Origin of the sequence: Variovorax sp. CCNWLW186 (assembly GCF_037203865.1) — a bacterium.
In the GTDB taxonomy this organism is placed as follows: domain Bacteria; phylum Pseudomonadota; class Gammaproteobacteria; order Burkholderiales; family Burkholderiaceae_C; genus Variovorax.
In genome coordinates this window covers 210,039-232,923 of sequence record NZ_JBBCBO010000007.1, presented here as the reverse complement: position 1 = coordinate 232,923, position 22,885 = coordinate 210,039, and the positions used below count along the sequence as shown (strand labels likewise).

At 65.5% G+C, this 22,885-nt stretch carries 15 protein-coding genes and 1 riboswitch; of the genes, 6 read left to right on the top strand and 9 right to left on the bottom strand.

What is annotated here, in order from left to right; genetic code table 11:
* Window positions 1–115 precede the first annotated feature (115 nt).
* Window positions 116–289: a hypothetical protein gene (locus V9K97_RS11560; protein WP_165442116.1), complete on the top strand. Its 174-nt coding sequence runs from the start codon at window positions 116–118 to the stop codon at window positions 287–289.
* Window positions 290–293: 4 nt separating this feature from the next.
* Here V9K97_RS11560 and V9K97_RS11555 read toward each other — a convergent pair whose 3' ends face one another.
* Complete coding sequence (locus tag V9K97_RS11555) at window positions 294–1,415, bottom strand: ABC transporter substrate-binding protein (RefSeq protein ID WP_443303147.1); 1,122 nt, start codon at window positions 1,413–1,415, stop codon at window positions 294–296.
* 157 nt (window positions 1,416–1,572) lie between these two features.
* Complete coding sequence (locus tag V9K97_RS11550; RefSeq protein ID WP_258502466.1) at window positions 1,573–2,679, bottom strand: ABC transporter substrate-binding protein; 1,107 nt, start codon at window positions 2,677–2,679, stop codon at window positions 1,573–1,575.
* A gap of 174 nt (window positions 2,680–2,853) precedes the next feature.
* Here V9K97_RS11550 and uvrA point away from each other — a divergent pair, with 174 nt between their 5' ends.
* The 4 genes from uvrA to V9K97_RS11530 all read left to right on the top strand — a co-directional run bounded on the left by uvrA (window position 2,854) and on the right by V9K97_RS11530 (window position 12,086).
* The gene (gene uvrA, locus V9K97_RS11545; protein ID WP_337318179.1) at window positions 2,854–8,703 is read left to right on the top strand and encodes an excinuclease ABC subunit UvrA; all 5,850 of its coding nucleotides are present in this window, start codon (window positions 2,854–2,856) and stop codon (window positions 8,701–8,703) included.
* Window positions 8,704–8,872: 169 nt separating this feature from the next.
* Window positions 8,873–9,922 (top strand): ornithine cyclodeaminase, encoded by a 1,050-nt coding sequence (locus tag V9K97_RS11540; RefSeq protein WP_337318106.1) that lies wholly within the window; start codon window positions 8,873–8,875, stop codon window positions 9,920–9,922.
* 39 nt (window positions 9,923–9,961) lie between these two features.
* Window positions 9,962–11,008: a histone deacetylase family protein gene (locus tag V9K97_RS11535; protein WP_337318105.1), complete on the top strand. Its 1,047-nt coding sequence runs from the start codon at window positions 9,962–9,964 to the stop codon at window positions 11,006–11,008.
* A gap of 97 nt (window positions 11,009–11,105) precedes the next feature.
* The gene (locus V9K97_RS11530; RefSeq protein WP_337318104.1) at window positions 11,106–12,086 is read left to right on the top strand and encodes a Bug family tripartite tricarboxylate transporter substrate binding protein; all 981 of its coding nucleotides are present in this window, start codon (window positions 11,106–11,108) and stop codon (window positions 12,084–12,086) included.
* Here the strand turns inward: V9K97_RS11530 and V9K97_RS11525 are convergent.
* Complete coding sequence (locus V9K97_RS11525; RefSeq protein ID WP_337318103.1) at window positions 12,040–12,642, bottom strand: TetR/AcrR family transcriptional regulator; 603 nt, start codon at window positions 12,640–12,642, stop codon at window positions 12,040–12,042. The genes V9K97_RS11530 and V9K97_RS11525 overlap by 47 nt on opposite strands.
* An 88-nt stretch (window positions 12,643–12,730) precedes the next feature.
* Here V9K97_RS11525 and V9K97_RS11520 point away from each other — a divergent pair, with 88 nt between their 5' ends.
* On the top strand, window positions 12,731–13,999 hold the full coding sequence (locus tag V9K97_RS11520; protein ID WP_337318102.1) for an MFS transporter: 1,269 nt from the start codon (window positions 12,731–12,733) through the stop codon (window positions 13,997–13,999).
* Here the strand turns inward: V9K97_RS11520 and V9K97_RS11515 are convergent.
* The 6 genes from V9K97_RS11515 to V9K97_RS11490 form a co-directional block, all read right to left on the bottom strand.
* Window positions 13,989–14,825 carry an HAD-IIB family hydrolase gene (locus tag V9K97_RS11515; protein WP_337318101.1) on the bottom strand — a complete coding sequence of 279 codons (837 nt, stop codon included), beginning with the start codon at window positions 14,823–14,825 and terminating at the stop codon, window positions 13,989–13,991. The two genes, V9K97_RS11520 and V9K97_RS11515, sit on opposite strands and share 11 nt — an antisense overlap.
* Before the next feature lie 7 nt (window positions 14,826–14,832).
* On the bottom strand, window positions 14,833–16,461 hold the full coding sequence (locus tag V9K97_RS11510) for a peptide chain release factor 3 (RefSeq protein WP_258502458.1): 1,629 nt from the start codon (window positions 16,459–16,461) through the stop codon (window positions 14,833–14,835).
* A gap of 82 nt (window positions 16,462–16,543) precedes the next feature.
* Window positions 16,544–18,904 carry a hypothetical protein gene (locus V9K97_RS11505; RefSeq protein ID WP_337318099.1) on the bottom strand — a complete coding sequence of 787 codons (2,361 nt, stop codon included), beginning with the start codon at window positions 18,902–18,904 and terminating at the stop codon, window positions 16,544–16,546.
* A 262-nt stretch (window positions 18,905–19,166) separates the two neighbouring features.
* Complete coding sequence (locus tag V9K97_RS11500; protein WP_337318097.1) at window positions 19,167–21,149, bottom strand: serine protease; 1,983 nt, start codon at window positions 21,147–21,149, stop codon at window positions 19,167–19,169.
* A gap of 206 nt (window positions 21,150–21,355) precedes the next feature.
* Window positions 21,356–21,868 (bottom strand): TIGR01841 family phasin, encoded by a 513-nt coding sequence (gene phaP / locus V9K97_RS11495; protein WP_337318096.1) that lies wholly within the window; start codon window positions 21,866–21,868, stop codon window positions 21,356–21,358.
* A gap of 143 nt (window positions 21,869–22,011) precedes the next feature.
* Window positions 22,012–22,650, bottom strand: a complete 639-nt coding sequence (locus V9K97_RS11490) for a hypothetical protein (protein WP_337318094.1) — start codon at window positions 22,648–22,650, stop codon at window positions 22,012–22,014.
* Between the two features lie 116 nt (window positions 22,651–22,766).
* Window positions 22,767–22,835: riboswitch (S-adenosyl-L-homocysteine riboswitch) on the top strand.
* Window positions 22,836–22,885: the final 50 nt, after the last annotated feature.

Below are 22,885 nucleotides of genomic sequence, written 5' to 3'. Positions count from 1 at the left end.
AGGCATGTTCGACAGGAGGGCGCAAGCCGGCCCTCCGTTCAACAAAGGGGCTTCATGCCGTCGGCATGAGGCCTTTTTCTTGAACCCATTGAACCCCCATCAGGAGATTGAACCCATGTGGAAACTCGTTGTCGGCTTCGTCATCTTTGCCGCTGTTGCCCTGTACGTGATTTCGAAGGGCGGTGACAAGATCGACATGTCCGGCGAGAAGCACGGCGGCGATGTGACGCACGAGCCGGCGCCCGCCACCCCGGCGGCCCCCGCAGCGCCTGCTGCGCCCGCCAAGTAAGCCGCTACCGCTTGAAGCGGCCTTCGCTGACGATCGACAGGTCGACGTAGTCGATGCCTGTGTGGTCCTGCGGCGAATAGTTCACGTCGAGCTTGCCGCCCACGTCGTAGCGAAAGCGGTTGAGCGTGGCGATCAGCCGGGCGCGGGTCGGCCTTGGGCCGGTGCGGCGCAGGGCTTCCACCAGCACCTTGGTGGCCACAAAGCCTTCGAGGAATGCCGGCGACAGCTCGGTCTGGCCCCGGGCCTGCGCGAGCGCCATCGCTTCCTTCACCAGCGGATGGCCGAGCGCGCGCTCGTAGGGCAGCACCTGCGTCACGATCACGCCGGTGCTGGCGGAGCCAAGCTCCTTGATGAAGCCTGACGCCGCATTGTTCGACAGCGTGATGATCTGCGCCGCCGAGCCCGCGGCGCGCAGCGCCTTCACGCCATCGGTCACCGCGGTGCCAGAGCCTATCCACAGCACCGCCTGCGCGTTGGCCTTGATGAGCTGCGGCACGATCGCCGCGTAGTCTGGCTTGCTGCGGTCGGCCAGCGCGAGCACCGCCGGCGCCAGACCGGCCCGCTCGAAGCCCCGGCTCGCGCCTTCCATCGCGTCCCTGCCGAATGCATCGTCGGCCTGCACCACCGCAATGCGCTGGATGCCGGTGGTGTACAGGTGCTGCACCGCCGTTTCGGCCTCGCGCTGGTAGGTCGAGCGCACGTTGAATACGTTTTTCTGCAGCGGCTTGTGCAGCGCCATGGCACCGGTCGAAGGGCCGACCAGCGCCACGCCGTGTTGATCGAGCAGGGGAATGACGGCAAGGGTGTTGGGCGTGCCCCGGTTGAGCAGCAGCGCCAGCACCTTCTTGTCCTCGATGAGGATGCGGGTGTTCTCGAGCGAGCGCTTGGGGTCCAGGCCGTCGTCCAGCCGGATCACCTCGATCTGCTGGCCATGCACACCGCCTTGGGCGTTCACATGGTCGATGACCAGCTGCGAGCCCATGATCGTTTCCTTCACGCCCACCGCCGCCGGACCCGACAGGTCGGCCGACTGGCCGATGACGATCTGCGCCGATGCGCCGGAGACCGCCGCGGCCAAGGCCACGCCCAAGAAGAGCGCGGCGGCGCGGAACCTGTACATCTTCATCGAACGAGCCTTTACGCGAAGCGGATGCTTCCGTCGGAAGATGCGCAAATGTGTTGCAGCGAGTGGCGTTCACTCGCTCGTGGAAACCCTGTCAAACCATAGTTTCCTATGGAATGGACAGGGAGCTCCGCAACAACGTGGCTCGCGCGGGCGCGGTTTACCGCTTGAAGCGGCCGTCGCTGATGATGGCCAGGTCGGCGAAGTCGATGCCCGAATGGTCCTGCGGCGAATAGCTCACTTCCAGGCCGCCGAGGTCATAGGCGCGCAGCGTTTCAAGCGCCGCAAGCACCTTGGCGCGCGTGGGCTTGGGCCCGGCGCGGCGCAGCGCCTCCACCAGCACCTTGGCCGAGGCAAAGCCCTCGAGCGCCGCGGGTGAGAGTTCGGTCTGGCCCTTGGCCTGTGCAAGCGCCATGGCTTCCTTCACCATTGGGTAGCTGATGGAACGTTCGCTCGGGAACACCTGGGTCACGATCACGCCTTTGCTCGCATCGCCCAACTGCTTGATGAAGCCCGACGAGGCGTTGTTCGACAAGGTGACCACCTGCGCGAAGGAGCCCCCCGCACGCAGCGCCTTGATGCCTTCGACCACCGCCACGCCCGAGCCGATCCAGAGCACCGCCTGCGCATTGGCGTCCTTGATAGCCGGCACGATGGACTTGTAGTCGGGCTTCTCGCGGTCGGCCGGCACGGTGACGATGGGCTTGGCCTGGGCCTTGGCAAAGCCGGTCATTGCGCCTTCGAGCGCGTCCTGCCCGAAGGAATCGGTCACGTAGACCACCGCGATGCGCGCGATGCCGGTGGTGAGCAGGTGCTGGATCGCCTTTTCCGCTTCGCGCTGGTAGGTGGCGCGCACGTTGAACACGTGCTTGAGAACCGGCTTGTGCAGCGCCATGGCGCCGGTGGAAGGCGCGATGAGCGGCACGCCATGCTTGTCGAGCCAGGGCACGATGGCCTGCGAATGCGGAGTGCCTCGGCTCAGGAACAGTGCCAGCACCTTCTTGTCTTCGATCAGCACGCGGGCGTTCTCGCTGGCGCGCTTCACGTCGAAGGCGTCGTCCATGCGGAGGATCTCGATCTTCTCGCCGTGAATGCCGCCCTGGGCATTGGCGGCATCGATCACCAGCTGGGCACCGCCCAGGGCTTCGTTCACGCTGGCGGCCACCGAGCCGGTCACGCCGGTCGTCTGGCCGATCAGGATCTGGGCCGAAGCGGCCGTAGCGGCCATCGTCAGGAGGGCGGCGCAAAGCGCGTGCAGCGTCTTCATGGGTGGTCGTCCGGAGGTGTTCGAGTAAACGTAAACAAAATCGTCTATTTGTTACTCAAAGTGTCTTCGACTGAATCCGTATAAACCCCTGCACGGGCACAGTCCATGTGACGGAGTGCACAAATTCGTCACCAGCCACTCCCTAGAATGTTTGCCCCACCCCCCAAGGCACTCATGACACAGGGCTCCATCCGGATTCGCGGCGCGCGCCAGCACAACCTCCAGAACCTCGACCTCGACATCCGCACAGGCGAGATGACCGTGGTCACCGGGCCCAGCGGCTCGGGCAAGTCGAGCCTCGTGTTCGACACCCTCTATGCCGAAGGCCAGCGGCGCTATGTGGAGACCTTCTCCGCCTATGCGCGCCAGTTCCTGGACCGCATGGACAAGCCGGCCGTCGACAAGGTGGAGGGCGTGCCGCCCGCCATCGCCATCGACCAGACCAACCCGGTGCGCTCCTCGCGCTCCACGGTCGGCACGATGACCGAGCTGAACGACCACCTGAAGCTGCTCTACGCGCGCGCGGCCCAGCTGTTCGACCGCGAAACCGCGTTGCCTGTGCGCCACGATTCGCCCGACAGCATCTATGCGCAGATTGCCGAGCGCGCGGCTGCGGCGGGCGATCCACGCCTTGTGGTCACCTTTCCGGTCGAACTGCCCGCGGGCACTTCGGCGGAAGAAGTGACGCAGTGGCTGTCGGCCAGCGGCTTCACGCGGGTGCAGGCGGAGCGCGAGGTGGCCACGCCCACCGGGCCGCGCAAGATGCTCGACGTGGTGGCCGACCGCTTCCGCATTTCGAGCGCCGAGCGGTCGCGCGTGGTCGAAGCCATTGAAGTGGCGCTCAAGCGCGGCAGCGGGCGCGTCACCGTGCATGCCACGGGCGCGGATGAGAACGCGCCGACGGACGTGTGGAAGTTCTCGACCGGCCTGCACTGCCCCGAGAGCGACATCCGCTACACCGACCCGATCCCGTCGATGTTCTCGTTCAACTCGGCCGTCGGCGCCTGCGAAACATGCCGCGGCTTCGGCCGCGTGATCGGCGTCGACCTGGGCCTGGTGTTTCCCAACGACAAGCTCACGCTGCGCGCCGGCGCGATCAAGACCATCCAGACCCCGGCGTGGAAAGAAGCGCAGGACGACCTCATGCGCCACGCCGAGGCGGCCGGCATTCCGCGCGACACGCCCTGGAACAAGCTCACCGACGAGCAGAAGCACTGGGTGATCGAGGGCACGCCCAACTACAAGGAAGGCAACTGGAACAAGCAGTGGTACGGCGTGCGCCGCTTCTTCGGCTACCTGGAGAGCAAGGCCTACAAGATGCACATCCGCGTGCTCTTGTCGAAGTACCGCAGCTACACGCCGTGCCCCGTCTGCAGCGGCGCCCGGCTCAAGCTCGACAGCCTGCTGTGGCGCATCGGCAGCAAGGAAGACGCCGACGCGGTGCTCGACCCCGCCAAGCGCTTCATGCCGACCGGCGCCAAGTGGACGCGTGCGCAGCTGGAAGCGCTGCCGGGGCTGTGCCTGCATGACCTGATGCTGCTGCCGATCGAGCGGTTGCGGCAGTTCTTCGACCGCATGGGTTTGGCTCCCTCCCCCGCTGGGGGAGGGCTGGGGTGGGGGCACGCGGCCTCCGCAAAAGCTGTGGCGGTGGTGGAGGCCGGGAGCCCCCATTCCCACATTCCCCCAGCGGGGGAAGGAGCAAGACAGGGCGAAGCCCAGGCCCTCAAGCTCCTCCATGAAGAAATCACCACCCGCCTGCGCTACCTGCACGACGTGGGCATCGGCTACCTCACGCTCGACCGCCAGAGCCGCACGCTCTCGGGTGGCGAGGTGCAGCGCATCAATTTAACGACGGCGCTCGGCACCTCGCTTGTCAACACGCTGTTCGTGCTCGACGAGCCCAGCATCGGCCTGCATCCGCGCGACATGAACCGCATCACCGAGGCCATGCTGCGCCTGCGCGATGCAGGCAACACGCTGGTGGTGGTCGAGCATGACCCGGCCGTGATGCTCGCGGCCGACCGCGTGATCGACATGGGCCCCGGCCCCGGCATTCGCGGCGGGCAGATCGTGTTCGACGGCACCACCGACCAGTTGCGCGACGCCGACACGCTCACTGGCCAGTACCTGGGCGGGCGCAAGAAAATCGGCATGGGCTTCAAGCGGCTCGTGAGCGAGAACACGCACCGGCTCATTCTCGAAGGTGCGCGCGAGCACAACCTGCAGAACGTGACGGTCGAGTTTCCGCTCGCGCGCCTGGTGTGCGTCACCGGCGTCAGCGGCTCGGGCAAGTCGACGCTGATCCAGGACGTGCTGGCACCCGCGCTCATGCGCCACTTCGGCAAGGCCACCGAAACGCCGGGTGCGCACGACCGCCTGCTGGGCGCCGATCACCTGGGCGACGTGGTCTTTGTCGACCAGTCGCCCATCGGCAAGACGGCGCGCTCCAATCCGGCGAGCTACGTGGGCGCATGGGACGCGATTCGCGAGATATTCGCCACCGCTGCGCTCTCGCGCCAGCGCGGCTACACCGCGAGCAAGTTCAGCTTCAACTCCGGCGACGGCCGCTGCCCGACCTGCGGCGGTTCGGGCTTCGAGCACGTCGAGATGCAGTTCCTGTCGGACGTGTACCTGCGCTGCCCTGATTGCGACGGCAAGCGCTACCGCCCCGAAATTCTGGAAGTGAAGGTCGAGCGCAAAGGCAAGAGCTACAACGTGGCCGACGTGCTCGAGCTGACCGTGGCCGAAGCGGCCGCCGTATTTGAAGCCGACCGCGACGTGCTGCGGGTGCTGCAGCCCATTTCAGACGTGGGGCTCGACTACGTGAAGCTCGGCCAGCCGGTGCCCACACTGAGTGGCGGCGAGGCGCAGCGCCTCAAACTCGCGGGCTTTTTGGCGGAAGCGGCAAAGAACGGAACGGCCAGCAAGCAGTCGGTCGCGCGCAAGGGCACGCTGTTTCTCTTCGACGAGCCGACCACCGGCCTGCACTTCGACGACATTGCACGCCTGATGCGCGCACTGCGCAAGCTGCTCGACGCAGGGCATTCGCTGATCGTGATCGAGCACAACCTCGACGTGATCCGCGCGAGCGACTGGTGCATCGACCTTGGCCCCGAAGGCGGCGAGGGCGGCGGCCAGGTGGTGGCCGAGGGCACGCCCGAGCAGCTGCGCGAAAACCGCGCCTCGCTGACCGGCGCGGCGCTGGCCGACTACGAACTGGCCATCGGCCCCGAGGCCTACAAGGTGGCCGAGCGCGCGGCGCGGCGCTACATCGCCAATGCCAAGACGGCGCCCGGCAGCCATGCAATCGAAATCGTCAACGCACGCGAACACAACCTGAAGAACCTCAGCGTCAATATTCCGCGCGGCAAATTCAGCGTGGTGACGGGCGTCAGCGGATCGGGCAAGTCGACACTGGCCTTCGACATTCTGTTCAACGAAGGGCAGCGGCGGTATCTCGAATCGCTCAATGCCTATGCGCGCAGCATCGTGCAGCCGGCGGGCCGGCCCGAAGTGGATGCGGTGTACGGCATTCCGCCGACGGTGGCCATCGAGCAGCGCCTGTCGCGCGGCGGCCGCAAGAGCACGGTGGGCACCACCACCGAGGTTTGGCACTTCTTGCGCCTGCTGTACGTCAAGCTGGGCATCCAGCATTGCACGCACGACGGCGCGGCCGTGCAGCCGCAGACGCCCGACAGCATTGCGGCGCAGCTGATGCGCAACTTCAAGGGCCAGCACATCGGCCTGCTGGCGCCGCTGGTGAGCAACCGCAAGGGCGTGTACACCGAGCTGGCCGACTGGGCGCGGCCGCGCGGCTTTACGCACCTGCGCGTGGACGGGGAGTTTCTTCCGACCACGGGCTTTCCGCGCATCGACCGCTTCAAGGAGCACAGCATCGAACTGCCGGTGGCCAGCCTCGACGTGCTGCCATCGAAGGAAACCGAGCTGCGCGAGGCGCTGACCAAGGCACTCGAGCATGGCAAGGGCGTGGTGCATGTGCTGAGCGAGCTCGATGGCTTGAAGGCCGCGATGATGGCCGGCGTATCGGCGCACGGCATCGGCCGCGTGAACGTGTTCTCCACATTGCGCGCCTGCCCGGTCTGCAGCACCAGCTATGCCGAGCTTGACCCGCGCCTGTTCAGCTACAACAGCAAGCACGGCTGGTGCCCCGATTGCGTGGGCACCGGCGTCAAGCTCAGCAAGGACCAGCGCAAGGTCTTCGACGATTCGATTCGCGACGACGACAACAAGGGCCGCGAGCAGACCTTTGCAGAGCCCGAGGTGGAAGACCTGGCCGACGTGGTGTGCCCCACCTGCGAAGGCACCCGGCTCAACGCGACGGCACGCGCGGTGAGCTTCGGCGCATCGCTGGCGGACGGCATGGGCGGCATCGGCATTACCGAACTCGCGCGCATGAGCGTGACCGAGGTGCGGCAGTGGTTCGAAGGGCTCGCGTTGACCGGCCGCGAAGCCGAAATTGCGCGCGACCTGGTGCCCGAGATCAAGAGCCGGCTCGAGTTTCTCGAAGAGGTGGGCCTGGGCTACCTCACGCTCGACCGCGGCGCGCCCACGCTGAGCGGCGGCGAGGCGCAGCGCATTCGGCTTGCGGCGCAGCTTGGCAGCAACCTGCAGGGTGTGTGCTACGTGCTCGACGAGCCGACCATCGGCCTGCATGCGCGCGACAACCAGATCTTGCTCGACGCGCTGCACAAGCTTGGCGACAAGGGCAACACGCTGGTGGTGGTGGAGCATGACGAAGACACCATCCGCCGCGCCGACCACATCATCGACATCGGCCCCAGCGCCGGCAAGCGGGGCGGCCGCCTCGTGGCCGAAGGCTCGGTGGCCGACATCCAGTCGGCGGGCGATTCGCAGACCGGCCGCTACCTGCGCGATGCCATCAAGCACCCGCTGCAGGCAAGGCGGCTGATTCCCTCGCCCGACCCGAAGGCGGAAGACAGCGGTCAATGGCTCACGGTGCATGGCGCCGACCTGCACAACCTGCAGGACGTGACCGCCACGCTGCCGCTGCACCGCCTGGTGGTGGTCACCGGCGTGAGCGGCTCGGGCAAGTCGACGCTTGCGCGCGACGTGCTGCTGGCCAGCGTGCAGGCCGTCGTGATTCAGCGCATGACCAAGGCGGGCCGCGACGCCGATGCCGCGGGCAAGCGCCCGGCATGGTCCGGCTGCGATCGCGTGGAAGGCTACGAAACCATCGACCGCGTGCTCGAGGTCGACCAGACCCCCATCGGCAAGACGCCGCGCAGCTGCCCGGCCACCTACATCGGCTTCTGGGACACCATCCGCAAGCTGTTTGCCGACACGCTCGAGGCCAAGGCGCGCGGCTACGGCCCGGCGCGCTTCAGCTTCAACACGGGCGAAGGCCGCTGCCCGGGCTGCGAAGGCGCGGGTGTGCGCACCATCGAGATGAGCTTTCTGCCCGACGTGAAGGTGCCCTGCGAGGTGTGCCACGGCGCGCGCTTCAACCCGGAGACGCTGGCCGTGAGCTGGCGCGGAAAGAGCATCGGCGATGTGCTGCAGATGGAGGTGGACGAGGCGGTGGAGTTCTTTGCCGCCATGCCCAACATCAGCCATCCGCTGCAGTTGCTGAAGGACGTCGGCCTCGGCTACCTCACGCTGGGGCAGCCCTCGCCCACGCTCTCGGGCGGCGAGGCGCAGCGCATCAAGCTGGTGACCGAACTCAGCAAGGTGCGCGACGACATCACGCGCCGCGGGCAGAAGGCGCCGCACACGCTCTACGTGCTCGACGAGCCGACCGTGGGCCTGCACATGGCCGACGTCGAGAAGCTGATCCACGTGCTGCACCGGCTGGTGAACGGCGGCCACAGCGTGGTGGTGATCGAGCACGATCTCGACCTGATTGCCGAGGCCGACTGGATCATCGACCTGGGGCCGGAAGGCGGCAATGCTGGCGGGCGCATCGTTGCCGCGGCACCGCCGGAAGAGGTGGTGCGGCTGGGTACCCATACGGGTGTGGCGCTGGCGCCGGTACTGACAAGATAGCGCGAAACTGCGGGCCGGCAAACGCCGGTTCCGCGGGGGCTCGCAATGCGCTGGAAGCGGGCGCACAATGGCTTCAATCCTTGGCGCAGGCGCATCCTGAATCAGCCATGGGGATCGAATCGGGTGACAGGATGAAGCGCCGTGCCGGGGCTACGCAAGGAGCCATGTCATGACCCGCTTCATCGATGTTCACAGCCTGGTTCGCCTGGTGGACGAAACCGGCGTTCCCCAATTTCTCAAGGCGCTGGCCGACGCGCTGCGCGACGATTTCCTGCGCTGGCGTGAGTTCGATAAAAAAGCGCGCGTGGCGAGCCATTCGCACCTTGGCGTGATCGAGCTGATGCCGGTGGCGGACGACGGCGCCTACGCCTTCAAGTACGTCAACGGCCATCCGCACAACACGCAGGTCGGCTTGCCCACCGTCATGGCGTTTGGCGTGCTGGCCGAGGTCGACACCGGCTACCCGGTGCTGCTGTCCGAACTCACGCTCACCACCGCGCTGCGCACCGCTGCCACTTCGGCCATGGCGGCACAGGCCTTGGCGCGGCCCGGCTCGCGCAGCATGGCACTCATCGGCAACGGCTCGCAAAGCGAGTTCCAGGCGCTGGCCTTTCATGCGTTGCTGGGCATCGAGGAAGTGCGCGTGTTCGACATCGACGCGCGGGCAACCGACAAGCTGGTGCGCCACTTGTCTGTCTGTACGCCGCTCGATGTGGTGCGCGCCCGCTCCGTGGCCGAGGCCGTGCGCGGTGCGGACATCGTCACCACCATCACGGCTTTCCAGGGGCAGGCCACCGTTCTCACGCCCGACATGATCGAGCCCGGCATGCACATCAATGCCGTGGGCGGCGATTCGCCCGGCAAGACCGAGCTGCACCCCGATGTGCTGCGCCTGGCGCGCGTGTTCGTCGAATACGAGGCCCAGACCCGCGTGGAGGGCGAGATCCAGCAGCTGCCGGCCGGCTTTCCGGTGCACGAACTCTGGAAGGTGCTTGTCGGCGACGTACCGGGCCGCGAAACCGCCGACCAGGTCACGGTGTTCGATTCGGTCGGCTTCGCGCTCGAGGACTACACCGCGCTGCGCTACATCCACCAGTTGGCCATCGAGCGGGGCGTGGGCCAGCAGATTGCGCTGGTGCCCGAGCTGGACGACCCGAAGGATCTGTTCGGGTTGACTGCATCCGGCCGGCGCCGCGCGGTGCTGCGGCGTGCGGCATGATGGGCGGCTTCGCAGCAACGCCCACCTGCTTTTTCATTCATGCTCACCATCTACAACGACCAGCACGCACTTCACCAAGGCAAAGTCGAGATGTTCCGCGGCGAGCTGGTGCCGTGCTTCGAGGTGCCGGCCCGCGTCGACCATGTGAAGCATGAATTGGAGCGTCGAGCCCTGGGTCCGTTGCAGGTGCCCGATGCGTTCGATGAGGCGCTGCTCGCCAAGGTGCATGCGCCGCGCTACCTGGACTTCATCGCGCATGCCTGGGAGGAGTGGGTGGCGCTCGATGCGGCCAACGCCTCGCGCGATGCGCTGCCTTCGTACTGGCCCACGCGCGGCATGCGCACCGATGTGCTGCCCCAGAGTTTTCCGGCCCGTCTGGGCCTGTTCTCGTTCGATGCGGGAACGCCGCTCACGGCGGGCAGTTGGGACGCCGCGCGGCATGGCGCCGCCTGCGCATGGACCGCGGCGCAGCGCGTCATTGGCGGTCGCCGCTCCGCCTTTGCGCTCACGCGGCCGCCGGGCCACCATGCGGGCGCCGATTTCTTTGGCGGCTACTGTTTTGTCAACAACGCTGCAGTTGCCGCAGAGGCGCTGCGCAGCGCCGGTGTGGAGCGCGTTGCGGTGCTCGACGTGGACTACCACCACGGCAACGGCACGCAGGCCATCTTCTATGAGCGAAGCGATGTTCACTTTGCAAGCCTGCACGGCGACCCGCTCACCGACTACCCGTATTACCTCGGCCATGCCGACGAGCGCGGCGCGGGCCATGGAGAGGGTTTCAACCACAACCTGCCGCTCGCGCGCGGCACCGGCTTTTCCGCTTGGCGGGCGGCTCTCAAGTCGGCGCTCGACGGCATCGCGAAAGTGAAGGCCGGCGCCCTCGTGGTGTCGCTCGGCGTCGACACCTTCGAGGGCGATCCGATCTCCGGGTTCAAGCTGAAAAGCGAGGACTACCTGCGCATGGGCGAAGACCTCGCAGGCGCGGGGCTGCCCACGGTGTTCGTGTTCGAGGGTGGCTACGCGGTCGCGGAAGTGGGCATCAACACGGTGAACGTGCTCGAAGGTTTCGGCCAGCGGGCCGGCTGAGCAACCTCGGCGACAGCAGTGGGGTGAGCCCCGATTGCCGGGGGCGGCGGGGCAAGGCCCAATGCGCGGTTCATTTCAGTTTCAGGAGTCTTCCGCCATGTCCCGCCGTTCCCTTCTCTGTGCCGCCACGCTTGCCGCGTGCGGCCTTGCTTTTCCCTTGGCGGCGCTTGCCCAGGCCTTTCCCAGCAAGCCGATCAAGCTGGTCATCGCCTTCCCGGCGGGCGGCCCGACCGACATCACCATGCGCCAGCTGGCCGACAACGCGAGCAAGATCCTCGGCCAGCCCGTCATCGTCGACAACAAGCCCGGCGCCGGCGGCACGCTGCCCGCACAGGCGCTGCAAACCTCGCAGCCCGACGGCTACACGGTCGCGCAGATCCCGCTCGGCGTGTTCCGCCTTGGCTACACCACCAAGATCAACTGGGACCCGCTCAAGGACATCAGCTACGTCCTCAACGTGACGGGTTACGCCTTCGGCATCGTGGTGCCGGCCAGCAGCCCCTTCAAGACCTGGGCCGACTTTGTCGCCTACGCCAAGGCCAACCCCGGCAAGCTCACCTATGGCTCCACCGGCAACCTGACGAGCCCGCACCTCACGACCGAAATCATTGCGCAGAAGGCCGGCATCGAACTGCAGCACGTGCCCTACAAGGGCAGCGCCGACCTGATGCTCGCGGTGGTCAGCGGCCAGCTGATGGCCGCCGCCGACAGCACCGGCTTTGCGCCGCAAGTCGAGGCCGGCAAGCTGCGCGTGCTGAACACCTGGGGCGAGAAGCGCCTGGCCAAGTTCCCCGATGCGCCGACGCTGAAGGAGTTGGGCTACGACCTGGTGCAGAACTCGCCGTTCGGCATCGGCGCCCCCAAGGGCACACCGCCCGAAGTGGTGAAGAAGCTGCACGACGCGTTCAAGCAGGCCATGGAAGAGCCGAGCTATGTGGCCTCGCTCGGTCGCTACGACATGCTGCCGAACTACATGAGTTCGGAAACCTATACCAAGTTTGCGCAAGACACCGTGGTGAAGGAGAAAGCTGTCATCGAGAAGCTGGGCTTGGCGAAGGAACAGCCGAAGACGAACTGATCGCAAACAGTTCGTCCACCAGCCGCTGGGCCAGTTCGGGCTTCACCGGCTCGGCCCCGAACACAAGCCGAAAGACGATGGGCGCAATCAGGTGATCGATCACCTGCTGCGTTTCGGGCGCATGCTCGCCGCGGGCGTGCGCCTGCTCGACCAGCGTGCCCGCTTCCTTGCGGCGGTTGCGCAGGCAGTCGGTGTCTGCGCCGTCGTTGGCCAACGCGGTCGCGGCTTTCAACAAAGACTTGCTGCAGGGCTGCGCCAGATGGGTGATGAGTTCCTGTGCCCAGGCCACCAGGTCCTGCCGCAGCGAACCTGTATTGGGCAGGGGCCGGTTCGGGTCGAGCCGACGGGTTGCCGTCTCGGCCAGGAGGCCTGACAGGTCTCCCCACCGCCGATAGATGCTCGAGGCGCTGACGCCCGCGCGTTCGGCCACGGCCGGCACCGTAACGCGCTCCCGGCCTTGTTCGGCCACCAGTTCCTCGAGGGCGGTGCGCACCAGTGCCTGCACTTGCGCGCTGCGGCCGCCGGGCCGCTTGCTGGGAAGAACGACATCATTCATGGCAACACTTTAACGCAAAGATATTTGCTTTAGGGGATATGCAGGTCTAGAATCGCAAAAGCTAAAAAAGTTGCGTTAAGGATCTGCCATGCCGTCTTCCTGCCCTGAACTCGCGGTTGCCACAGCCGCCACCGCCACTCGGTCCAAGCCTTGGCGTCTTCCGGCGTCGCTCAGCTTTGGCTTGCTGGGTGCCGTGCTTTTTGCGTTCTTCTTTGCGGCGGCCGCGCCGTCGCCGCTTTTCGTGGTGTTTCAGCACGCCTGGGGCTTCTCGGCGTCGATGCTCACGGTGGCCTTCGCGGTCTATGCAATTGCGCTCCTGATCTCGCTGCTGGTGGCGGGTTCGCTGTCCGACCACATCGGGCGCCGGCCGGTGGTGCTGGCGGCGCTGGTGCTGCAGGCCGTGGCGATGGGGCTTTTCTTGTGGGCGCATGACATCGCGGGGCTGATCGCAGCGCGCATCGTGCAGGGCGTAGCCACGGGCGTGGCAAGCGGCGCGCTGAGTGCAGCGGTGGTCGAGGCGGCGCCGGCATCGCGCAAGCGGCTGGGGGCGTTGATCACGAGCGTGTCGCCACTCTCAGGGCTCGCAGTGGGGGCGCTGCTGACGGGCATGGCGGTCAAGTTCACCGGCGTGCCGGTGGCGCTGGTCTTCGGTGTGCTGGCGGCGGTGTTCGTGCTGGGCGCAGTCGCCGTGCTGTGGCTGCCGGAAACCGTGACGCCGCGTGCCGGTGCGCTGGCCTCGCTGGTGCCGCGCGTCTCGATTCCTGCGCGGGCGCGGCAAGAGTTTGCGCGCGGCCTGCCGGTGTTTATCGTGGTGTGGGCGCTCGGCGGGCTGCAACTGTCGCTCGCTCCCTCGCTGATGCACCACGTGTTCGGCATCGACAACGGTGTGGTCAACGGCCTCACGATCGCGGTGCTATCGGGCTTTGGCGCGGTCGCGCCCACGCTGCTGGGCCGCCTGGGTGCGCCTCGTTCGGTCATCTTCGGCACAGTCAGCATCGCGATCGGGCTGGTGCTGCTGCTCGCTTCGCTGGCCACGCAGTCGCTCACGCTCTTCTTCGTCGGTACGGCGGTCGCGGGAATCGGCTTCGGCGGCGCGTTCTCGGCGTTGATTCAAATTCTGGCCCCGCTCGCGGATGCGCATGAGCGCGGCGAGCTGTTCGCGGCCATCTTCGTGGTCTCCTACCTTGCGTTCAGCTTGCCTGCGATGCTCGCGGGCTTCCTGGTGGCGCCGTTGGGGCTGCTGCGTGTGGCGGAAGGCTATGCGGGTGTGCTGCTGCTTATCGCGGCTTTCGGCGCCTGGCGCCAATGGGCGGCGCTGCGGGGCGCGCCGGGGCGCAGCCTGCCGGTCAGCGAGTAGCGCGCGCCGAGAGCACGGCCCGCGCCGCCTCGGCAAAGCCCGCGCCGCGCTCGCCTTCGGTTACGTAGCGCGGCAGGTGCTCCAGCTGCGGCACGAAGCGCGCAACGTTCGCCACGCCGATGCTGCTCTCAAAGGTGCGGAACATCAGCTGGTCGTTGGTCGAATCGCCCACATAGGCCCAGCGGTCGAGCTCGTCGTCGAGCGTGCGGCCCCAGAGCTCGCGCACGATCCAGCGCGCACCTTCCAGCTTGTCGTTGTCGCCGTACCAGCCGTTGATGTGGATGCTGCTCACGGTGGCGTGCATGCCTTCGCTGCGCATCAGCGCCACCACCTGTGCGATGGTTTCCTCGCTCAGTTGGGTGAACTCGCTGTGGTCGATGGCGATGTCGGTCTCGCGGCCCGGCGAGTCGGTGGCGCGCCGGGCGCCCGGAATCTCCCGCTCTATGCGCGCCAACACGGCTTGCATGCGGTCGAAATTGGCGGCGCGGGTTGCTGCGTCCTGCTGGTAGCGCTTCTGCAGCTTGCCACCGGCAAGGGGCAGCAAGGCGACCGCGCCGTTCTCCGCGACGATGGAATCCACCGGCCACGCCGAAACGAAGGGCACGCTCCAGCCGACGGGACGGCCGGTGATCGCCACGACATGGAGGCCGGCGGCCTTCAGGTCGCCCAGGGCCTTCAGCGGATCGGGCGTGATGGCGCCTTCGGTGGTGAGCGTGTCGTCGATGTCGGTGAACACACCGATCAGCTTGCCGCGCGCCGCCGCCGGCCATTGCGCCAGCGGCAGCAGGTGGGTCGGCGAGGGCGGCAGGGAGGACGGCGGGCGCATGCCCGGCTCAGCCCGCGCTCTGCAGCGCCAGGCCCGCGTGCTCGCGCAGCGGATGGAAATGAATTTTCGGAAAGCGCTCCTGCGCCAGCCGCACGTCGTAAGGCGAAGTGCACAGAAAAGCCAGCGTATCGGCCGCGTCCTTTGCCATGCGCTGCGGGTAGGCGTTGACGAACTCGCGCAGCTCGGCCGGCGAATCGGCCGTGATCCAGCGTGCGCCGGTGTATTGGCAGCCTTCGAGCCGTACATCCGCGTCGTACTCGGCCTTCAGCCGGTGCTGCACCACTTCGAACTGCAGTTGGCCGACGGCGCCCAGCAGCATCGGCCCGCCGATTTCGGGGCGGAACACCTGGATGGCACCTTCCTCGCCGAGTTGGGCGAGGCCCTGCTGCAATTGCTTGGTGCGCAGCGGGTTCTTCAGGATCACGGTCATGAACAGTTCGGGCGCGAAGAAGGGCAGGCCGGTGAACTGCAGGCTCGCGCCGTCGGTGATGGTGTCGCCCAGCTGCACGCCGCCGTGGGTGGTAAAGCCGACGATGTCGCCCGCATAGGCCTCTTCGACCGCCTCGCGGCGCTGGCTCATGAAGGTGACCACGCTGGTGGGGCGCAGTTCCTTGGCGGTGCGCTGCACCTTGAGCTTCATGCCCGGCGTGTACTTGCCCGAGGCCATGCGCACAAAGGCGATGCGGTCGCGGTGGTTGGCGTCCATGTTGGCCTGCACCTTGAAGACCACGCCCGCGAAGTCCTTGTCCTCGGGCTGGATCTCCTTCACCACCGGCTGGCGGTTGACCATCGTGGTGCTGGTACGCGACTGCGGCGGCGGCGCGAGGTCGACCAGCGCGTCGAGCACTTCCATCACGCCGAAGTTGTTCACACCGGAGCCGAAGAACACGGGCGTCTGCTTGCCGGCCAGGAAGGCTTCGCGGTCCCAGGTGGGGGAGGCGCCGGTGGCCAACTCCATGCTGTCCATGGCGGATTCGAAATCGGCACCGAAGCGCTTGGTGAGCGTGTCGCGCTCCGAGAGCGGAATGGTCTCGAAATCTTGCGGCAGCCGCTCGCTGCCCGACTCGAACACGGTCATCGTCTGCGTGCGCAGGTTCATGATCCCGCGGAAGCTCTTGCCCTGGCCGACCGGCCAGGTCATCGGCACGCACGGCATGCCGAGCTCGCGCTCCACTTCGTCGAGGATGTCGAGCGGCTCGCGCACTTCGCGGTCCATCTTGTTGACGAAGGTGATGATGGGCGTGTCGCGCTGGCGGCAAACCTCGATCAGCCGCCGCGTCTGCGCTTCCACGCCGTTGGCCGCGTCGATCACCATCAGGGCCGAGTCTACCGCCGTGAGCACGCGGTAGGTGTCTTCCGAGAAGTCCTTGTGGCCGGGCGTGTCGAGCAGGTTGATCACGTGGTCGCGGTACAGCATCTGCATGACCGACGAGGCCACCGAAATGCCGCGCTGTTTCTCGATTTCCATCCAGTCGGAAGTCGCGTGGCGCGAGGCCTTGCGCGCCTTGACCGAGCCGGCGATCTGGATCGCGCCGGAGAAAAGCAGCAGCTTTTCGGTCAGCGTGGTCTTGCCGGCGTCAGGGTGGGAAATGATCGCAAAGGTGCGACGGCGGCGGGTTTCGGCAACAAAAGACAAGGTGGGCAATCTGCGGGGGGTAAGACCCGATTTTAGAAGAGTGCCCCCAGGGATACCTCCTGGCCCACTGGGGATTGCCGATTCAGTGGGGGCCTACCTCGATGGTGAGCAAGCTGTACGCACCCGTGGACAATTTTCGTGCCGTCACATCGATGAAGCCTGGTACCGCCGAATTCACCGGGAAGGAGAGTTGCCTGTTCGTGGCCACCGTGGGCGAGGAGGAACAGCCGCTGCAGCGAGCAAAGATGCTCCACTCCACGTCGGTGGTCGTCGTGAGGTTGATGGTCGAGCCGGGCGGCGCGGCGTAGGACCCTCTGCCGGTCGAAGTGGTGGGACTGCCATTCAGAGTGACGTGGACCCGGAACGGCTCCAGGAGCGCCTGATTCATGAGCATCAGCTGCATATAGCCTTGCGTACGAACGTTTTGTCGCAGGCCAAGAAGAACGCCGAGGCCGGCGGTCTGCAACGCGCCGTACTTGTCGCTCGGCACGTCATACCGTGAGCCTCCCTTGAGGCCTGCCGGGCCGCCATAGGGCGCGAGGGAAAAGGAGAGGTTGTCCGTACTGCCGTCGACCTTGGTCCGCACACTGTCATACCGGTCGGCTTTGAAATCGCCAAGGACGGACGCCCCATCGGTATCGGCGCCGTAGGCGCGGCCCGTGCCGAACTCAGGCGTTGCGGGTAATCCGATCCTGAAGGAATAGCTGCCGGCCGCCGCCGATACGGTGCTGCGCAGGAACACTTTCTTGCCGTTCAGGCGGGCGACCTGGAAATTGCTTCGGTCGAAAGGTTCTGACGTCCGGGTTGCGACCCAGGCGCCTGGCGTATCGCCTCGAACGATGTCGTAGGTCAGGATGGTGTCGGCCGGACAGGCTTGGAACGCATAGACCGTCCAGTTGTTGCAGACGAACAATTGCGTCCCTTCTGCGTTGATCCGGGTTGCGCCAAGCCCGGAGTCGATGATCCCGGCGGAGGAGCGCGTGGTCGTGAATTGGGTGAACTCCTCGCTCAGCTGTGCAGCATCCGTCACGAAGGACCTGGCGGCGATGAAAGGACGAACGTTGTACACCGGCGATGAGCCCGCATCGGGCAGCGGAAATGTCCCTACGATGCCGTTCCCGGTAGGCTGGAACTTTGCAGCAGTGCTGCCGCTCGGAAGCCGGACGCTCGAAAAGACATAACTTCCTTCTTCCCGCGGGTCCGGCGCGAAGGTTCCGGTCTCTCCGTGTGCCTGGGAGTCCTCGATCCGGAATGTTCCATCCTTGAAATCGAGGCTCAACCGGTGCCTTGTCCCATTGGCCGCGGAGAGTTCATAGCTTCCGTTGCGGGGATCCACCAGCGGGGCCGCATCCGCCAACGCCAGCGTGAAGCTCCCATTGCCGTGGGGATACCCGACATTGTCGAGCGGTCGGACCACGCCAACGGTCAATCCTGCGCCTTGGCCGATGACTTGAAGGCCCAGAAGCGGAAGGCCTCCTCCGACCTTCAGGTTCGGAGAGGAGGGCGAAGTCGAGAAACCGCTGAGCGCGTGATGCCACTGCCCCTCGTTTGTGAACTGCGCATGGCGACTCTCTTGCGCGCCGAGAGTGATACTGTTCCACGCGACCGAATTCCACGGCAGGGCGAGGTTGCCCGAAATGCTTTTCCACGAGGGCCCTTCAACCACTCCAGTCGTCCAGCCCGGCGCGTCCGGGAGGCCCACGCGCAGTTGCAGGTCGTGGATACCGGCGGAAGGGCCCTGCACCGCGCCCGCTGCCAGGTATACGTTCTGGTTGTTGATCCTGGCGATCGCGAAATCGAGTTGTTCGCCTGAACCGTCGTCCTTCAGTAGTCGCCAGAAACCGGCCTTGCTTCCGCGCACGAGGGCGTGGGTTTTCCTGAAGCCTGCTGGGCATGCATCGAGCCGGTACTCGAGGCGGTCGTAGCGGCACACGTCAAGGGTCGCGCCGCCTCCTGAAATTCTCAACTGGTGGACGACGGAGTAGCCCCAGAACCCAGTTTGCGCGGTGGCATCTGCATAGACCAGCGCCATGGCGAAACGGTTATAGGTTCCATCGAGTTCCGACGGATTGGTGACCAGCGTACGCACGCCGATGAACGGGCGCGCCTTGGTCAACTGCGGTGCCTGGAACTCTGGAAACGGAAACATGCCGACGACCGCATCGTCCGTGATCCGGAACCGCGAGATGGCGGCCTTGTCGCGAGTGCCGCTGGCCTCGAAGACGTAGGTGCCGGGCTGGGTGAAGTCGGGTGAAAACGTTCCCGACGTCGAATGTCCTTGATCGTCCCAGAATTGGTATCGGTTCGGACTGAAGTCGATCTGAAGGCGCTGCTGTGAACCATTTCCCGCAAAAACGTGGAACTGGCCGTTTCGTGCGAACGCGAAGGGACTCCTTGCGAGTGGGCGATTGACCAGGAAGAGTTCATCGGCCTTGCCGTTCACGCCCTCGGCGATCGCTGTGATCGCGGTCCCAGCGGTAGAACCCGCCCCGCCCGGCCCGGCTGCCTTTGCCGAGGAGCCCGCCTCTCCCAAACCATTCGATGCGTTTTCGGTCCCTCCACCGCAACCTGCAAGCAGGCAGCAGACTAGCAGGGCGCAAAAGGATATTTTTCTTCGCATAGAGGCAGCCGTTCTTTGTTTTCCTACTACTCCACGCGTTTCACCCATTGCCCGAACCCGCGACGCTGTCTGCCTCGGCGTCAGTTCACGGACTGCCCCAGGCGAAATAGCGGGCACCTTCGTAGACGTATTCGGGAAGGTTCTGCCGGATGCTGTCGCGCTCACTCGCGTTCATCGTATAGAAGTGAGTTTGATTGCGCGCATGGTAGAAGCGGAACATCGGCTGCGCTCCGTTGCCTTCTGAGGTACTGGCGAACCAGGTCACGTGGTCGTAGTGGTACCACGGCAGCGTGGCAGCGATGTTGGCGCGTTCCTGCTCATCGATGGTGTAGAAATGCGTGCCGTTGCGTGTGTTGTAGAAGCGGTGCACCGGCGTGGTCCCGGGGGCTTGGGCGCCGAATGCGAAGAAGGCGGGACCTTCGTAGTTGTAGTCGCGCAGCTTCGAAATTACGAGATCGCGCTCCGGCACGTTGGCGGTATAGAAATGCGCACCGGTGCGGGTGTTGTAGAAGCGATAAACGGTCGTACGCACTGTGGTCGAGGGGGCGTCGAGCCACTGCTGCAGCGCGGCGTGGAAGGGGAGATCGAAACGCCCGTAGAAGTCATAGCCGAGGGGCCGGCTGCAGGACGCCGAGCCTCCCTGCAATTGCCCGACAAGATAATCCTTGCCGTTCAGCCTGCGAAAGAGGCCGGAGCCGCTGCTGCCGCTTTCCGTTACGCCCCGGTACCATCTCACTGCCAGGTGCTTTGCGGCACTGCTCGACGAAAATTGGCAACTGTCGGCACCGCAGGCCGCTGTCCCGACGTATGTGCCCTCGCTGACTTTTTGCAGGTCGCCCTCAGGATGGTGGACGCCATACACATCGTTCGAGAGGCCGTTGAAGAGGTCGGGTCCGAAGGGGCTGGATCCCGCAAACAACGCTCCCGCCGGAGGCTGGGAGTTCAGTCGCATGAAAGATGTGTCGGTGTCAGCCTGTGCGTACAGCAGCGTGGCACCGGAGGTCATGGCCGCCAGTGCGGGGCTGACCTGCGTGCTGTTGCAAGTCGCGGATTTGTAGAACCACAAGGTGTAGAGCGTCGAGGCGACCGTCTGGCTGGGGATGCAGTGGTTGGCGCTCAAGAAATACGGCGTCCCGGTCGACATGCGGTCGTTGAGCAATGTGCCGGTACACACATAATTGCCACCATCCTTGACGAAGTCCATCAATGCGACGGACTTGCTGAGCGCAGCGTATTGAGACTCGCAACTCACGTCTCGATTACAACTGCCGGCTTCGCCGATCTTGTCGAACGATTCCCGATTGGTAATGTCGATGTTCACGTGCGAGAGCATGGGAAGCGCGATCTTTACCGATTCCGGCGCGGCATTCGGCGGAATTTCGAGTTCGACAGTAAGGGCCTCGCCGCCCATGTTGGGCGACCAGTAAATTCGCGCGTTTTCGCTCGAATCGCCCGCATCCAGATTGCGTTGAATGACCGTTGCGATCTCGTGCGCAGACACCTCGTACATTTTTTCGCCTGCGTCACCATAGAAACGGACCATGGTGCCCAGCGGAAGATGTTCAACGCGCAGGCCGAGGCGAACGCCCTTGGCCTTTGGTGAAACAACGCGCCACGCGGCCAGATTTCCGCCGCGATCAGACGGAGTCCAACTCGTCATGGCAGTCACCGCTTCTGCACTGGCGCCTTGCGTGATCTGACGGGCGACGCCGATCTTGACCGGAACACCAAAGATCGCTGGCGCCGATTTCAGCGGGAAAGTGCTTTCCGGCGGCAAGGCGGGCAGGACCACCTGCTGGGGCACCGGACCCCGATGCAGCACGCGGTCCTTGAACGGGCTGACGTCAACCGTCGCGTTTTCCGGGGTTTGAACCCTGGGCTCAATCAGGACGGAGGCGGCGTTCGAGGTCTGCGTTGGCTCCTCGGCCTTGGGCGCTGTTTCGGCGCTGCTTGACTTTGCCGGCACCTGAATAGCACCGCTGGCATCGCCGCTGCCGGATCCTCCGCATGCCGCCAGCAACGCTGACAAAAAGATCGTGCTCCACCCCAATGCAAGACTCGCGCGCATTCCTCACCCTTTGACTCGTTACGATTCGACACGTCATTGTGAACGAGTGTTGCGCGATGTCAGAAAATATGGCTGCGGATTTATATGCGAAACATCACGAGACGCATAAAAACAGCGGGTGAGAGTGGGGTTCATGCAACAGCAGTCGGCCTCGTCAGCGCGCGGCGATCCATGTGCCGAACTTCGATTGCACCCCCGCGGGCACCTTACTTCCGCTTCAGCATCTTGGTCACTTCGTCCACGTTGGCCTGGATGCGCTGGCGCACCAGCTCGAAGGCATCGGCCTGCGACTTGGCCGCCAGGTTGGCCAGTTCCTTGATGTCATCGATGGCGCGCTGGAACGACTGGCGGCCCAGTTCGTCCAGCTTGGCGAGGTTGGCCTTCGGGTCCTTGCCGGGCATTTCCTTCGCGGCGGTCTGCCATTCGGTGATGGCGTTCTTGATCATCTCGGTCTGCCGCTGCACCACGGTTTGCAGGCCCTGGTAGGACTTTTCATTGGCTTGCATCAGCGCCTGGAGGTCCTTCTGGCCGCTTTCGAGCAGCTTGCTCGCACCGCCGGTCAGGTTGAGCTCCTGCAGGCGATCGGTCATGGCCTTGAGATTCTTCAGCGGATTCAGCATGTCGGCGGCATCGGGGGCGGATGCCCTGGTGCTCCCGTTGCTGTTGTCGCTGCTGCTGGCCGTGGTCTTCTTCGCGGCGGCTTTCTTGGCTGTGGCCATGGTGCGGTATCTCCTGTGTCAGGTGAACGGGGGTGAATGGCAAGGACCGGCCGGACGGCGAAGTCCCTCGCCACGATACGCCGCACTGGAACGGCCGCAACGCCCGGGGCAACAAATTCGCCTGCGGGATTTCCCTTGGGCTGCTACATCGGCGGCGCGAAGCCGTTGCGGCCGGCGGTGACGCGAAGCGCCGTGGGCGTGCCGTTCTCGTTCTTTTCCTGCGCATTGACCAGCACCTTGGCGCCCGGCACCAGCAAAGCCTCGGTGCCGGGTCGGAAGGTCACGACCGGCACATTGGGCGGCACGACGATGATCTTTTCTCCGCCCTTGTACGTCAGCCGAAGCTGCTGTCCGCCGCGTACCGACTTCAGCGCTGCAGCCAGATCGGCCACGGTGGCGTTGGTCATGGTGCTCTGCGGCAGCAGGTCCCACGGACGGTGCCCTTCGCCCGTGCCGCGCGCGGCCTCGGGAAACACCACCACCTCGAGCGCCTTTTGCGAACCATCGGCCTGCGGCATGGCGGCGGTGCCGATGAAGCTGCCTCGCTTGATGTCGGACAGCTTGATCGGATAGACCTCCGACACCGTCATGTCGGCCGGCCGCGCAAGGCTGACGACCTCGCCGCCGCGGTCCTGCACCACGAGTGTGGTCGCGTCGACGCGGACGATGGTGCCGCGGATGCGCACAGGGTCTGAGGCCGCTTGCGCTGAGGCAAGGGCCGGCGCGCCGGCCGCAAGAAGAGCTGCCGAGGCCAGCAAGAGCTGGGGGATTCTGACAAGCATGGATGAACTTCCGTCGTTGGGAGCAGATCAATGTACGCCTCGGATGAGAAACGCGCTTTCCGGCATGTGGGATGCCCCGGCGATTGGCTCGCCTCCCCGCCCCGTCTACAATCCTCCGTTCCGAGGAGCGTTGCAGCGCCATCAGGCGTGAGGCTCGGACTACATCGCAACCACGCTCACCCGCTGTTCTCGCGGTGAGTCTTTCCCCGAACGCAGTGGCACCTTTCAAACTAGC

Coding starts and splice junctions, on each gene's coding strand:
- V9K97_RS11535 (WP_337318105.1), top strand. CDS start 9,962: ATGCTCACCATCTACAACGACCAGCACGCACTTCACCAAGGCAAAGTC.
- uvrA (WP_337318179.1), top strand. CDS start 2,854: ATGACACAGGGCTCCATCCGGATTCGCGGCGCGCGCCAGCACAACCTC.
- V9K97_RS11530 (WP_337318104.1), top strand. CDS start 11,106: ATGTCCCGCCGTTCCCTTCTCTGTGCCGCCACGCTTGCCGCGTGCGGC.
- V9K97_RS11525 (WP_337318103.1), bottom strand. CDS start 12,642: ATGAATGATGTCGTTCTTCCCAGCAAGCGGCCCGGCGGCCGCAGCGCG.
- V9K97_RS11490 (WP_337318094.1), bottom strand. CDS start 22,650: ATGCTTGTCAGAATCCCCCAGCTCTTGCTGGCCTCGGCAGCTCTTCTT.
- V9K97_RS11540 (WP_337318106.1), top strand. CDS start 8,873: ATGACCCGCTTCATCGATGTTCACAGCCTGGTTCGCCTGGTGGACGAA.
- V9K97_RS11500 (WP_337318097.1), bottom strand. CDS start 21,149: ATGCGCGCGAGTCTTGCATTGGGGTGGAGCACGATCTTTTTGTCAGCG.
- V9K97_RS11550 (WP_258502466.1), bottom strand. CDS start 2,679: ATGAAGACGCTGCACGCGCTTTGCGCCGCCCTCCTGACGATGGCCGCT.
- V9K97_RS11555 (WP_443303147.1), bottom strand. CDS start 1,415: ATGAAGATGTACAGGTTCCGCGCCGCCGCGCTCTTCTTGGGCGTGGCC.
- V9K97_RS11560 (WP_165442116.1), top strand. CDS start 116: ATGTGGAAACTCGTTGTCGGCTTCGTCATCTTTGCCGCTGTTGCCCTG.
- V9K97_RS11515 (WP_337318101.1), bottom strand. CDS start 14,825: ATGCGCCCGCCGTCCTCCCTGCCGCCCTCGCCGACCCACCTGCTGCCG.
- V9K97_RS11520 (WP_337318102.1), top strand. CDS start 12,731: ATGCCGTCTTCCTGCCCTGAACTCGCGGTTGCCACAGCCGCCACCGCC.
- phaP (WP_337318096.1), bottom strand. CDS start 21,868: ATGGCCACAGCCAAGAAAGCCGCCGCGAAGAAGACCACGGCCAGCAGC.